The organism is Paenibacillus sp. FSL F4-0243 (genome assembly GCF_037963295.1).
Classification (GTDB): Bacteria; Bacillota; Bacilli; order Paenibacillales; family Paenibacillaceae; genus Paenibacillus_AQ.
Genome location: NZ_CP150151.1, coordinates 1 through 13,797, shown reverse-complemented (window position 1 = coordinate 13,797; position 13,797 = coordinate 1). Strand labels below are relative to the sequence as shown.

9 protein-coding genes and 1 rRNA gene are annotated in these 13,797 nt (G+C 43.9%); 1 reads left to right on the top strand and 9 read right to left on the bottom strand.

Features of this window, described 5'->3' with window-relative positions; all coding sequences use genetic code 11:
- Window positions 1-202 precede the first annotated feature (202 nt).
- From NSS87_RS00050 to gyrA, 3 genes are all read right to left on the bottom strand, one after another.
- Window positions 203-1,760: ribosomal RNA gene (locus tag NSS87_RS00050) — 16S ribosomal RNA — on the bottom strand.
- 389 nt (window positions 1,761-2,149) lie between these two features.
- The gene (locus NSS87_RS00045) at window positions 2,150-3,247 is read right to left on the bottom strand and encodes an HD-GYP domain-containing protein (protein ID WP_339244169.1); all 1,098 of its coding nucleotides are present in this window, start codon (window positions 3,245-3,247) and stop codon (window positions 2,150-2,152) included.
- 268 nt (window positions 3,248-3,515) lie between these two features.
- Window positions 3,516-6,056: a DNA gyrase subunit A gene (gyrA, locus tag NSS87_RS00040; protein ID WP_042183783.1), complete on the bottom strand. Its 2,541-nt coding sequence runs from the start codon at window positions 6,054-6,056 to the stop codon at window positions 3,516-3,518.
- 355 nt (window positions 6,057-6,411) lie between these two features.
- Here gyrA and NSS87_RS00035 point away from each other — a divergent pair, with 355 nt between their 5' ends.
- Entirely contained in the window at window positions 6,412-7,287 is an 876-nt protein-coding gene (locus tag NSS87_RS00035; RefSeq protein WP_339244167.1) for a YheC/YheD family protein, read from the top strand.
- A 182-nt stretch (window positions 7,288-7,469) separates the two neighbouring features.
- On the opposite strand, the gene gyrB is transcribed toward NSS87_RS00035, so the two are convergent.
- The 6 genes from gyrB to dnaA form a co-directional block, all read right to left on the bottom strand.
- Window positions 7,470-9,380, bottom strand: coding sequence for a DNA topoisomerase (ATP-hydrolyzing) subunit B (gene gyrB / locus NSS87_RS00030; protein ID WP_042183779.1), 1,911 nt, complete (start codon window positions 9,378-9,380; stop codon window positions 7,470-7,472).
- Window positions 9,381-9,427: 47 nt separating this feature from the next.
- Entirely contained in the window at window positions 9,428-9,676 is a 249-nt protein-coding gene (locus NSS87_RS00025) for an extracellular matrix/biofilm biosynthesis regulator RemA family protein (protein ID WP_036677731.1), read from the bottom strand.
- Between the two features lie 16 nt (window positions 9,677-9,692).
- Window positions 9,693-10,811, bottom strand: coding sequence for a DNA replication/repair protein RecF (gene recF / locus NSS87_RS00020; protein ID WP_042123050.1), 1,119 nt, complete (start codon window positions 10,809-10,811; stop codon window positions 9,693-9,695).
- Between the two features lie 20 nt (window positions 10,812-10,831).
- On the bottom strand, window positions 10,832-11,062 hold the full coding sequence (gene yaaA, locus NSS87_RS00015) for a S4 domain-containing protein YaaA (protein ID WP_042123047.1): 231 nt from the start codon (window positions 11,060-11,062) through the stop codon (window positions 10,832-10,834).
- A gap of 48 nt (window positions 11,063-11,110) precedes the next feature.
- Complete coding sequence (dnaN, locus tag NSS87_RS00010; RefSeq protein ID WP_339244164.1) at window positions 11,111-12,253, bottom strand: DNA polymerase III subunit beta; 1,143 nt, start codon at window positions 12,251-12,253, stop codon at window positions 11,111-11,113.
- A 197-nt stretch (window positions 12,254-12,450) separates the two neighbouring features.
- Complete coding sequence (dnaA, locus tag NSS87_RS00005) at window positions 12,451-13,797, bottom strand: chromosomal replication initiator protein DnaA (RefSeq protein WP_042183777.1); 1,347 nt, start codon at window positions 13,795-13,797, stop codon at window positions 12,451-12,453.

The window sequence follows — 13,797 nt, the reverse complement described above, 5'->3', positions numbered from 1 at the left end:
AACATTTACTTGTTTGCACAAGTTGCTAAAAGATGTTCTAAAACGCAAATTCGTTTCGGTATCCAGTTTTCAAGGATCAAGTTTTACTTGAGAGCTTAAACTCTCAAAACTGAGCAACGAGTGAGTAACAGGCCTAAACCTGAGATTTGGAAGTTTAACTTCCGATTTGAATGTCTTCATTGCAGAAGACGATTCTCCATAGAAAGGAGGTGATCCAGCCGCACCTTCCGATACGGCTACCTTGTTACGACTTCACCCCAATCATCTACCCCACCTTCGGCGGCTGGCTCCCTTGCGGGTTACCCCACCGACTTCGGGTGTTGTAAACTCTCGTGGTGTGACGGGCGGTGTGTACAAGACCCGGGAACGTATTCACCGCGGCATGCTGATCCGCGATTACTAGCAATTCCGACTTCATGCAGGCGAGTTGCAGCCTGCAATCCGAACTGAGACCGGCTTTGATGGGATTGGCTTCACCTCGCGGTTTCGCTTCCCGTTGTACCGGCCATTGTAGTACGTGTGTAGCCCAGGTCATAAGGGGCATGATGATTTGACGTCATCCCCACCTTCCTCCGGTTTGTCACCGGCAGTCACTCTAGAGTGCCCAGCCTTACCTGCTGGCAACTAAAGTTAAGGGTTGCGCTCGTTGCGGGACTTAACCCAACATCTCACGACACGAGCTGACGACAACCATGCACCACCTGTCTCCTCTGTCCCGAAGGCCGCCACTATCTCTAGTGGATTCAGAGGGATGTCAAGACCTGGTAAGGTTCTTCGCGTTGCTTCGAATTAAACCACATACTCCACTGCTTGTGCGGGTCCCCGTCAATTCCTTTGAGTTTCAGTCTTGCGACCGTACTCCCCAGGCGGAGTGCTTACTGTGTTAACTTCGGCACCAAGGGTATCGAAACCCCTAACACCTAGCACTCATCGTTTACGGCGTGGACTACCAGGGTATCTAATCCTGTTTGCTCCCCACGCTTTCGCGCCTCAGCGTCAGTTACAGCCCAGAAAGTCGCCTTCGCCACTGGTGTTCCTCCACATATCTACGCATTTCACCGCTACACGTGGAATTCCACTTTCCTCTTCTGTACTCAAGTCACCCAGTTTCCAGTGCGACCTCAGGTTGAGCCCAAGGTTTAAACACCAGACTTAAATGACCGCCTGCGCGCGCTTTACGCCCAATAATTCCGGACAACGCTTGCCCCCTACGTATTACCGCGGCTGCTGGCACGTAGTTAGCCGGGGCTTTCTTCTCAGGTACCGTCACTCCGATAGCAGTTACTCTACCGGACGTTCTTCCCTGGCAACAGAGCTTTACGATCCGAAAACCTTCATCACTCACGCGGCGTTGCTCCGTCAGACTTTCGTCCATTGCGGAAGATTCCCTACTGCTGCCTCCCGTAGGAGTCTGGGCCGTGTCTCAGTCCCAGTGTGGCCGTTCACCCTCTCAGGTCGGCTACGCATCGTCGCCTTGGTGGGCCGTTACCCCACCAACTAGCTAATGCGCCGCAGGCCCATCCCTCAGTGACAGATTGCTCCGTCTTTCATTCTTTCTTCAGGAGAAAAAAGAAATTATCCGGTATTAGCTACCGTTTCCGGTAGTTATCCCAGTCTAAGGGGCAGGTTGCCTACGTGTTACTCACCCGTCCGCCGCTAAGTTACTTTGAAAGCAAGCTTTCAAAGTAACTCCGCTCGACTTGCATGTATTAGGCACGCCGCCAGCGTTCGTCCTGAGCCAGGATCAAACTCTCCAATTAGTATTGAAAAGAGCGATATGCTCATTTTGAAACATCTGACGAGAAAATTAATTCTCTAATTTTGGATTTCACTTTCGTGATTTCCTACTCACTCGTTGTTCAGTTTTCAAAGATCAAGTTCTCGTTGGCGCCGTTTAATGTCTCAGCAGCAACTCTTATACTATATCATGTTCAGCCGTTTAATGTCAAGCTCTTTTTTTACTTCTTTTTCGAGCTCGGCATGTGTGTTTCTCGGCCAGAAATAGAATATATCATGTATAGAGATTCATTGCAACACTTTTTTTAAATATAATCTATAAATAAGAGACTGTGCTATTAATCTCCCTTTATATATTGGTATATACCTTTTAGCACAGTCTCATTTATACAGTCTCTTAATACTTCCTTCTCTAAGCAATGATCTCCTGAATATACAATTCTCGCTCCAACATTAGGTTCACAATCGTACCATCTACCTTAATCATAGGACGTGTTGGATTAGCACGGTCAGTAAATATGATCTCTCCATGACGTCCATCGCTCAGACGTATTCTGGTTCCATTAAACAAATCGGTACTCTTCTGTATAAAGGTCTGTACAACGACTGGGTCGAGCTTACCGAAGCTTTCTGTCATTATCTGCTCTAACACTAAATAAGGAGACTGTGCTTTTCTATAGGCCCTTTCTAGAGTCATTGCATGGAATATATCTGCTACCGCAACTACTTTAGCGTAAAAATGAATCTGGCTACCTTCTAGCTTAAGTGGGTATCCAGACCCGTCAACCTTCTCATGATGCTGCAATGCTGTTAGTCTTACCCCTTCATTAATCGCTGTAACATTACGCAACAATTGATAGCCATATGTAGTATGTCTGCGAACCTCTTCTATTTCAGCACTATTAAGTGACTCCGGCTTATGTAAAAGAGAACTATCTACTTTTGCGTTTCCGATGTCATGTAGCAATCCGGCAAAAGCGATCTGCATCCAATCCTTTTGCGGATACCCGCACCACTGAGCGATCTTATATGATGTTAACGCGGACAGTACGGCATTGTGATAGTTGTAATCCTCGTCTTTTAGCGTACGTGGAGAAAACTTCAACACATGATAATCCTTCAAATGACTAATAAGTAACTCTAATTGACTCCGCAACTCAAAAATAGGAAGTGAGGCTGCCGTTACCGAACGATAGCTGGTCCTAATAAGTGCGATCATTTTTTCATATTCATCATGTAGTGGGGAATTGTTCTTGATCAGCATCGATTCATTTATAATCGCTCCAGCTTTAAGTGCTGTCTGCTTGGCGTTTTTTTTGACAGCATCAGAGTTGGCCTCTCCCTGAACACCTTCGATCTCCACTTGCCCAACCAAAAAAGCTTCTAAAATTTCTAGATCACGGGGGAGTAGTATTTTTCCCTTGGTGAACAAAATCCCCCCCAAAGGTGTAATTACATCTTTGGTTATCTTTGAGCCCGCTTTAACTTCTCCAGCCAATACACTTGGCATATACTCAGCCCCTTAATTTCTATAACAATAAGCTCAGGATTACCGAAATCTAATATGACAGATAATTTCTGAGAAAATAGTACTTTATATACTGATTTATACTCTATCGGCTAATTATAGTACGGATAAAAGGAAGCGACTAGTGAAATGAAAACTATTCTTATAAAAATTCTCATTAAATTTCATTAAATAACTAGCTATTAATTAATCACAGCAAAAAGAGCAAGGGTCTCTGTAATAGAAGCCCTTGCTCTTTATTGAATAAAACCTACTCTAAATTATCTTCTTGATCCTCAGCGATTGTTTCCGGTTGATCAATATCACCAGATTCATCTACTGTTACTTGTTCCTCGAGGCCTTCCATATCTTCAGACAATTCGTCTTCTTCGTTCTTATCTGCTCTGCACAGAGTAGCCACTGCATCATCCTCGCGGATGTTAATTAGCTTAACCCCTTGCGCATAACGACCCATAGTAGAGATTCCATCCATGCTGGTACGAATCAAGGTACCGCTTGTAGTAATGATCATTAAGTCTTCATCGTTCTTAACGACTTTTAGACCAACTACAGGGCCATTCTTCTCAGTGAGATTAATGGTCTTGATTCCTTTACCACCACGAGTCTGGGAACGATAGTCACCGGCTGGTGTCCGTTTACCATAACCCTTGCTAGTAACAATCAGAACCTCAAGCTCCTTATCGACACAATCCATACCGATGACATGGTCATTACTATCAAGCGTAATGCCCTTCACGCCTGTCGCGCTACGACCCATAGAACGAACATCATTCTCTGAGAACGTAATCGACATTCCGCGAGCTGTACCGATAATAAGATTTTGCTGTCCATCTGTCAGCTTAACCTCAATTAGAGAATCCTCTTCACGAAGGTTAATAGCGATAAGTCCGCCTTTGCGGATGTTATTGTAATCCTCAAGCGGCGTCTTCTTCACGATACCTTCGCGGGTAGCAAAGAACAAGTACTTGTCACTATCGGTCTCTTCCACTTGGATTACGGCACTAATCTTCTCACCTTGTTCAATTTGAATCAGGTTGATGATTGGTGTCCCACGTGCAGTACGTCCCAGCTCTGGGATCTCATAAGCTTTAATCCGGTACACCTTACCCTTATCAGTAAAGAACATCAGATAGTTATGAGAGTTACTCACGAAGAGATGCTCCACAAAGTCCTGATCCTTGGTGTCCATCCCCATGACTCCGCGCCCTCCACGCTTCTGACTGCGGTAGGTGCTTACAGGTAGACGTTTGATGTATCCCGTATGTGTAATAGTGATAACAACCTCTTCACGCGGAATAAGGTCTTCATCCAGGATACTTTCTTCACCAACGGTAATCTCTGTCCGGCGTTCATCAGAATATCTATCACGAATATCCTGCAGCTCGTTACTGATGATTTCCAGTACAAGATGCTCATTCGCCAAAATTTCACGGTACTCTGCAATTTTAGCTAGCAATTCGTTATATTCATTCTCGATCTTTTCTCTTTCCAGACCGGTCAGACGCTGCATCCGCATGTCGAGGATCGCTTGAGCCTGCTCTACACTGAGGCTAAAGGTGCTCATTAATCCCTCGCGGGCTATATCCGTTGTCCGAGAAGCTCGAATTAACGCAATCACTTCATCCAGATGATCCAGCGCAATACGCAGACCTTCTAAGATATGAGCGCGTGCTTCAGCTTTTTTAAGATCAAATATAGTACGACGACGAATAACTTCAATCTGGTGCTGCAAATAATGATAGAGCACATCACGCAGATTAAGAATTTTCGGCTCGTTGTTCACGATGGCCAGCATGTTAATACCAAATGTAGATTGCATAGAAGTATGTTTATATAGATTGTTCAACACAACATTTGGATTCACATCACGTCTCATCTCGACAACTACACGCATACCGTTACGGTCAGACTCATCTCGAAGATCCGTTATACCCTCGATCCGTTTCTCACGTACTAATTCTGCGATTTTCTCAACCAGTCTCGCCTTATTCACCTGATACGGCAGCTCATGTACAATGATGCGAGCCTTACCGTTATTCTCTTCAATCGTTGCCTTTGCACGCATGGTCACTGAACCACGCCCCGTACGATAAGCCTGACGAATACCCTCACGACCCAAAATATATCCAGCCGTTGGGAAATCTGGGCCTTGGATATACTCCATCAATTCCATAGGGGTGATGTCAGGATTCTTAATCATCGCCTGCACACCATCGATAACTTCACCTAGGTTATGCGGTGGAATATTAGTAGCCATACCTACAGCTATACCAGATACCCCATTAACGAGCAGGTTCGGATAGCGAGCTGGTAATACAACTGGCTCATTCTCTTCACCATCATAGTTGGGTGCGAAATCAACTGTTTCTTTGTTCAAATCTCGAAGCATTTCGCCTGCAATCTTGGAAAGACGGGCTTCTGTATAACGCATCGCTGCAGCCATATCACCATCAATCGAACCAAAGTTCCCGTGACCGTCCACAAGCATATAGCGCATAGAGAAATCCTGAGCCATCCGTACCATTGTTTCATAGACGGCTGAGTCACCGTGAGGGTGGTACTTACCGATAACCTCACCGACGATTCTTGCCGATTTCTTATGAGGCTTATCCGCAGACATTCCAAGTTCCGACATCGCAAACAAAATGCGTCGGTGAACCGGCTTGAGTCCGTCCCGCACATCTGGCAAAGCCCGGCTAACAATGATGCTCATTGCGTAATCCATAAAGGATTCACGCATTTCCACGCCAATGTCCCGATCTTTGACTTGTGGGTTATTTTGTTCAGCCATGAGTTGCTGGACCTCCTTCAGTTAAAAAACCGCTACCCTTAATTATATTACTTTCACAAAAGTAGCACAATTAAACATGATAGCCTTTTATCTTCTAATATTGATTTCTTTTGCGCTGATTAGGGTATTCGCCCTTTCCGCAAATGTCTTTAGTACATAGACTGTAAAGACAAGAAACACGGTTTTATTATCCTAGTATCGTTCGATAAGGCATAACCCCATATCCTTATATTATACCATTGTTTAGGTAGCTTGTCCTGGTTTTCAGCTGCCAAAGATTATGCTTCCACAGCAAGTTTTGTACAAGGGAATTCAAAAGAGCAAATGCTGCACAAAATTGTTAAGGAGGAAGATAATGAAGATTCAACGAGTCCCAAGTAAATGGGCTAAAACAAAAGTTATCCTTCAAAATCAATCTCTATCTCTATATGTGCCTGATACTCGTAAATATGATTTAAATGTTCTTAAAGAAATGCTTGCGTTATATGCCATGGTCTATATAAAACCTGATCGCGGAAGCTTTGGTATTGGTGTAATGAGAGCTGAGCAGCGTACGGTGATTTTAAGTCCTAGCCAGCAGAAGACTGAAATGACTGTCACCGCCAATAACGAGGAGAGAGAACAGCAAGAAGCACAGGTCCTATATATTTTAAGATATGCAAAGACGGCAGAAGTTTTCTTCTCCCCCGAAGAGCTGCATGAGGCCTTACAGAAACGAATTCAGAACCGTACCTACCTCGTCCAAAAAGGAATTGATCTCCTGCGTCATCAAGATCGTCCCTTCGACCTTCGAGTTCTTGCCCAAAAGACTCCATCAGGTGCATGGGAAACAACAGGAATGCTCGGAAGAGTAGCTGCCCCTCAGAAAATCGTCACCAATTATCATAGTGGAGGCAGTATTCTGTCAGTAAATACATTATTAAAAAATCATATGAACCCTTCTGAAACACTCTCCACGATTAATCAATTAAAATCTTTAGGGGTACAAATTGCAGGCCAATTGGAAACCACCTATCCAGGAATTAAAGAAATTGGTCTGGATATTGCCATGGATCAACATATGGATATGTGGCTGCTTGAGGTCAACACGCTTCCATCCATTGTTGTATTCAAGTTATTTCCTGATAAATCTATCTATCGTAGAATACACCGCTATGCTGTAGCATACGGACGTGTAAAAGCTAGAAAATCCCCATATACTACCCGCAATAGGCAATATACTAAAGCCTAAAAATCAGCTCTGAAACCAAAAAAACCTCCAGCATTCTCATTCCGTTAGGAACAGAAGCCGGAGGTTTTATTAAAATATAAGAAAGTATAAGTTTTACACCATACTTTATGTCTTATATTTCTCGCTTAAACGCTTATCGTCCTTATAAGGACGCCGAAGGCGTTTATGCTTGAATGTAATTGTTACACATCAAGGTATCTGACGCTCTTCGCATGCTCATGGATAAAGTCACGTCTTGGTTCAACATTATCGCCCATCAGCGTATCAAAGATACTATCAGCGAGCATCGCATCTTCAATCGTTACTTGTAGCATCATACGAGCCTCAGGATCCATCGTCGTGTCCCACAGCTGGGTAGCATTCATTTCACCCAAACCTTTGTAGCGCTGAACATTGACCTTAACATTCTCACCAAAAGAGGCGATAATCTCATCGCGTTCCTTCTCGCTACCTGCATAACGGATCACTTTGTTGCGTTCTATCTTAAACAATGGCGGTTGTGCGATATAGATATAACCTGCATCTACTAGCTTCCGCATGTAACGGTAGAAGAATGTTAACAACAGAGTTCTAATATGAGCTCCATCGACGTCGGCATCCGTCATAATAACGACTTTATGGTAACGAGCCTTCGATAGGTCAAAATCATCACTGATTCCTGTACCAAGAGCAGTAATAATAGCCCGGATCTCGGCGTTGGATAAAATACGGTCTAAGCGTGCCTTTTCTACGTTTAGAATCTTACCACGCAGCGGTAGAATCGCTTGGAAATGACGATCCCGGCCCTGCTTGGCCGATCCACCCGCAGAGTCACCTTCGACGATATACAGTTCGCTGATAGACGCATCCTTGGATGAACAGTCCGCAAGTTTACCAGGTAGTGCACTGACTTCAAGCGCACTCTTACGGCGGGTTAACTCACGAGCCTTACGAGCGGCTTCTCGTGCACGTGAAGCTGAAAGCGACTTCTCAAGGACACGGCGTGATACTGCCGGATTCTCTTCCAGGAATTCCTGCAATTTCTCTCCGAACAGTGATTCTACTATTCCACGGACTTCACTATTTCCGAGCTTAGTCTTCGTTTGACCTTCGAACTGAGGCTCTGGAATTTTGACAGAAATAATGGCTGTCAATCCTTCACGCACGTCGTCGCCAGTCAGATTTGAATTACCATCCTTCAGCACACCCGCTTTACGGGCGTAATCGTTGATAATACGTGTTAGAGCACTTTTGAAGCCGGATTCATGCGTTCCGCCCTCATGGGTATTAATATTATTCGCAAAAGAGTAGATGTTCTCTGTATACGAATCATTATATTGGAGAGCTACTTCAACCTGAATCATATCCCGTGAGCCTTCCACGTAGATTGGTTCCTCGTGCAGCGCTTCTTTTTTCTCATTCAGATATTTCACATATTCAACGATACCACCCTCATATTTGAACACGTTGGTGACATCGGTCCGCTCATCATGCAGTGAAAGCTCAATTCCTTTGTTAAGAAAAGCTAGCTCCCGAATACGAGTAAGCAGTGTCGCATATTCAAAGACCGTGGTTTCAGTAAAGATTTCAGGGTCCGGATGAAAAGTTGTAGTCGTACCTGTCTCTTCCGTATCTCCAACAACTTTGATCTCATACTGTGGTGCACCACGTCTGTATTCCTGCTGATAAATATGCCCATCACGCTTAACATTAACAACAACCTTCTCAGACAAGGCATTTACTACGGAGATACCCACACCGTGTAAGCCGCCTGATACTTTATATCCGCCGCCGCCGAATTTACCGCCTGCATGCAGTACTGTCATTACAACTTCAAGCGTCGACTTTTTAAGTTTTTCATTTTCACCTACAGGTATGCCACGTCCATTATCGATAACAGTAATCCCGTTATCCTCATGAATAATCACTTGAATCCGGTCACAATAACCTGCTAGGGCTTCATCGATACTATTATCTACGACCTCCCACACCAAGTGATGGAGACCTTTAGAACTAGTGGAACCAATATACATGCCCGGACGTTTCCGGACAGCTTCTAGCCCTTCCAGTACCTGAATCTGGCTCTCATCATATGTCGGTTGATTCATTGACATGCCTTCACCTACTTCTTTCAGATTATCTCTTTGTTACTAAACGCAAGTTATATTTCGAGCAAAATTTTGGCTCTTTTTTTGAGAGTGGAGGAGGAAATGGGGGAGTAATACACGATATTTTTAGTTACGACAATAGATTTTGCTTCCTCTTCACCAATCCGCTCAAGCTTCTTGTCCTGCTCAGAGTGAATGACGAATTGCTTAGACACCTTGGAAGATTTCTCAATCGAAATATCAAATATTGCAATTAACTCCGAAGAGCGAATAATCTTCTCCCCGCCCAAATGAATATACATGATCTTCCTCCGCTCTTTATAACTCCACTTTTCCATCATGAACATGATATAGGCTGGCGCCCTTTAATTTATCGGCATTCAGACCCTCAATCCCGGTAGCGGTAATGAATGTCTGTACCTTGCTTTGAAAGGTTTCAATAAGCTGGGTCTGTCGGTAAGGATCAAGCTCGGATAAAACATCATCAAGAAGCAGCACAGGATATTCTCCGATTTCTTCATGGATCAGCTCGATTTCCGCCAGCTTGAGCGATAAAGCCGTTGTACGCTGCTGTCCCTGAGAACCGTAGACCTGAGCTTCCCTTCCGTTGATAAAAAAGGACAGGTCATCCCGATGGGGACCCGTCAGCGTCATACCGCGCCTGATTTCTTGTTCTCTCGTTTGTGATAACTTTAACATAAAATTGTCTAATAAGACAGCTTCATCTTCCTCATCCCGATCGCCGAAAGAGGGGACATAGAGCAATTTCAGTTCTTCTCCGCCGTTCGTAATCCCCCGGTGTATGCTTTCAGCCCATATTTGCAGCTTCTTTATGAATTGTTTCCTTTTTTTGACGATTTTAACACCGTGCTCCACAAGTTGAGCATCCCAAATTTCCAAAAGGTCTTTTCCCGCTGCCTCTTTCCCCCACAACTGCTTCAGCAAATTGCCTCTTTGTAAGAGAATTTTTTGATATTGCTGGAGGTGAAATAGATAACTGGGCTGGACTTGGCCAATCTCCATATCGAGAAAACGCCGTCTGATGCCAGGTGTGCCTTTGACTATCTCTAAATCTTCCGGTGCAAACATGACCACATTGAGTGATCCCACAAACTCACTAAGACGTCGCTGTTCTAAACCGTTAATCTTAGCTTTTTTACCTTTGGCAGATAGGGTGAGCTCTAGCTTGAGATCGCCGTACTTACGTTCTACCTCGGCAATGATCTGAGCAGCGTCTCCAGGGGCATCAAATGAGATAAGTTCGCGATCCTTCGAGGTGCGGTGGCTTTTGGTCATCGCCAGGACGAACAATGCCTCCATGAGGTTTGTTTTGCCTTGGGCGTTCTGACCCAGAATCAGGTTCACATCGCCCAAGCTCTCCAGACGCAGCAGCCCGTAATTCCGATAATGCTGCAGACCGATATTTTTAACAAACACGAAATGGTTCCTCCCCTAGCCTACTCCTCTTTGACTCCTCCGCCTTCAACCTGAAATGTGCCGTTATCCTGCACTTCAATTTGATCACCCGGATAAAGTTTTCTTCCGCGCCGTTCCTCTACTTCTCCGTTAACAAGTACATGTCCTTCTTGCAGCAAAGCTTTAGCCATTCCACCTGTGGATACACAATCAGAAAGTTTCAGGAATTGATCCAGCTTAATATATCCACTGTGGATAAGTATTTTTTTCATGGTTTTTATCCTTTCAGCCACTTATCCACATGTTCATGAATGTTGGCATTAATTTGTTGTACGGTAAGGCAAAATAATATACAAGCTATTGGTTTGATCGAGCGGCTTCAAAATGATCGGACTCATCATTCCTGTAAATGCTATTACAAGCTGCTCACTCTCAATAACTTTTAGGACATCGAGCATATATTTGGAGTTGAAAGATATTTTGAGCGGTTCACCTTTGAAATCAATGACTTCAAGTTCTTCGCGAACTTTACCAAGCTCAGAAGAGCTAGATGAAATTTCAATACCGCCTTGCTCAAGCGTCTGCATGCGCACAATATTGGTTTTTTCTTCGCGGGACAGCAAATAAGCACGATCAATCGATTCGCTTAATTTTTTTGTGTCCAAAGTTAGTTCTGTTTTGTAGGTTGTTGGAATAATTCTAGAAGTATCCGGATAAATTCCATCAAGGATCCGTGAATAGAACAGTACTTTGTCGATTTTAAAGAGAACTTGATTGTCCGCAACCACAATATCAACGAGCATATTTTGATCAGGAATAATCTTGCTTAGCTCATTAAGAGTTTTACCGGCGATTACGATATTTGCAAATTGGACATTCTCCGTACCTTCTAGTTTTGCTGCTCTTGTAGCTAAGCGGTGACGGTCTGTCGCTGTAAACTTAAACTCATTATCAGCCAGATTCCACAGTATACCTGTTAAAATCGGAGTTGTCTCTTGGGTAGAAATAGAAAAAGCGGTTTGTTTAATCATATTTTTCAGCAAATCACCTGGCAGGGAGATCGTATCGTTCTCCTCAATACTCGGTAGCACCGGGAATTCTTCAGGGTCTAAACCTACGATCTGAATCTCAGTGGATCCAGAAGAAATATACGTTTGGAATCCTTCTTTAACTTCCATGTGAATCTCTTTGGAGGGCAGCTTCTTAATAATTTCGACGAAAAATTTAGCGGGAAGAACAACACTTCCTGGCTGATCTATCTTCACGATCGTATGGCTGTCATTCTCTGCTGGAATAAACGATTGAATCGAAATATCGGTGTCGCTTGCAGTTAATGTGACGCCTTGATGGCTAACTTCCAGCTTAATACCGGTCAGAATAGGGATGGTTGTTCTACTGGATATAGCTTTGGATACGTGTTGAATGGATTCGTTGAGTTCATTTTTAAGAATGCTTATTTTCATGATTTCACTCCTAGCTGAAAAATTGGGAATTTCGTTGTATTGGTATCTCTTTATTACGCGTCTTTACATGATGAATTATTATAGTTATTTAATAGTATTAGTAGTAGGGGCGTCTAATATGTGGATAACCCTATCAAATAGCATAAAATTAAGCCTACCCACATGTGTATAGATTGTGTATAGGCTCTTTGTTCCTCTTAGGAAGGATTTTTAATTTTCTCCGCAAGATTATTTACCACTTTGTACAACTCCTGATCGACCTTTAATGACTGTGTAATTTTGTCATGCGCATGAATTACGGTCGTATGGTCACGTCCTCCGAATGCCTCACCAATCTTAGGGAGCGAATAATCGGTTAGTTCACGGGAGAGATACATTGCGATTTGACGTGGAAAAGCTACGGCTTTCGTACGTTTTCGCGCTTTGAAGTCTTCAAGGCGTAAATTGTAGTATTCACCGACTTTTTGCTGAATATCAGCGATGGTAATCATCTTAGGCCGGCTGGAAGGAATAATATCCTTGAGTGCTTCAGCTGCCAAATGAGTGGTTACATCCTGGTTAGTTAGCGAAGAGTAAGCAACAACCCGGATTAATGCACCCTCCAGCTCACGAATATTGGTGTCAATCTGGTTAGCAATATACATCATGGCCTCATTAGGGATATCAAGGTTCTCTGCCTTCGCCTTTTTGCGCAAAATCGCAATTCGGGTTTCTAGATCGGGTGGTTGAATATCCGTAATCAAGCCCCACTCGAACCGGGAACGTAGCCGTTCTTCCAGTGTGGGAATTTCCTTTGGCGGTCGGTCGCTGGAGATGATAATTTGCTTGCGTTCTTCGTGGAGCGCATTGAACGTATGAAAAAACTCCTCCTGCGTGGACTCTTTTCCAGCGAGGAATTGAATATCGTCAATAAGCAAAATGTCAACGTTACGATACTTATTGCGGAAGCTTTCACCGCGGTTATCACGGATTGAATTGATAAATTCATTCGTGAATTTCTCTGATGAGATGTAAATAACCTTGTTATTCGGGTTATGTTCTAGAACATAGTGCCCAATGGCATGCATTAAATGGGTTTTGCCCAGACCTACACCACCATATAAAAACAAGGGATTGTATGCTTTGGCCGGCGCTTCGGCTACTGCCAGTGAGGCTGCATGCGCAAAACGGTTGCCGGAGCCGATTACAAAAGTGTCAAAAGTGTACTTGGGATTGAGTAGATGCGTTTGCGCTTCTTCTCGTGATACTACGGGAGTGGGAGCGGATTGTTGAACCACAAGCTCAGGCGGCTTGCTTTCTTCAATCACGAATTTTACATCCACTTGTTTCCCAGTGACTTCGTAGACCGTTGCTCCTACTAGTTTGGTGTAGCGACTTTCCAGCCATTCTACTGCGAACGTTGTAGGTGCCGAGATAATGAGAACCTGGGAGTTGAAGGTTATCGCTTTAGTAGCCTTAAACCAGGTATCAAAGCTCGGCTTGCTTAATTTGGTTTGAATAATCGATAAAATTTGCTGCCATAATTCGGAAGTATGGCTGTCCAC

What these genes read in the sequence shown, in the direction of transcription:
- NSS87_RS00045 (WP_339244169.1), bottom strand. Translation starts at nt 3,247, where the DNA reads ATGCCAAGTGTATTGGCTGGAGAAGTTAAAGCGGGCTCAAAGATAACC.
- gyrA (WP_042183783.1), bottom strand. Translation starts at nt 6,056, where the DNA reads ATGGCTGAACAAAATAACCCACAAGTCAAAGATCGGGACATTGGCGTG.
- NSS87_RS00035 (WP_339244167.1), top strand. Translation starts at nt 6,412, where the DNA reads ATGAAGATTCAACGAGTCCCAAGTAAATGGGCTAAAACAAAAGTTATC.
- gyrB (WP_042183779.1), bottom strand. Translation starts at nt 9,380, where the DNA reads ATGTCAATGAATCAACCGACATATGATGAGAGCCAGATTCAGGTACTG.
- NSS87_RS00025 (WP_036677731.1), bottom strand. Translation starts at nt 9,676, where the DNA reads ATGTATATTCATTTGGGCGGGGAGAAGATTATTCGCTCTTCGGAGTTA.
- yaaA (WP_042123047.1), bottom strand. Translation starts at nt 11,062, where the DNA reads ATGAAAAAAATACTTATCCACAGTGGATATATTAAGCTGGATCAATTC.
- dnaN (WP_339244164.1), bottom strand. Translation starts at nt 12,253, where the DNA reads ATGAAAATAAGCATTCTTAAAAATGAACTCAACGAATCCATTCAACAC.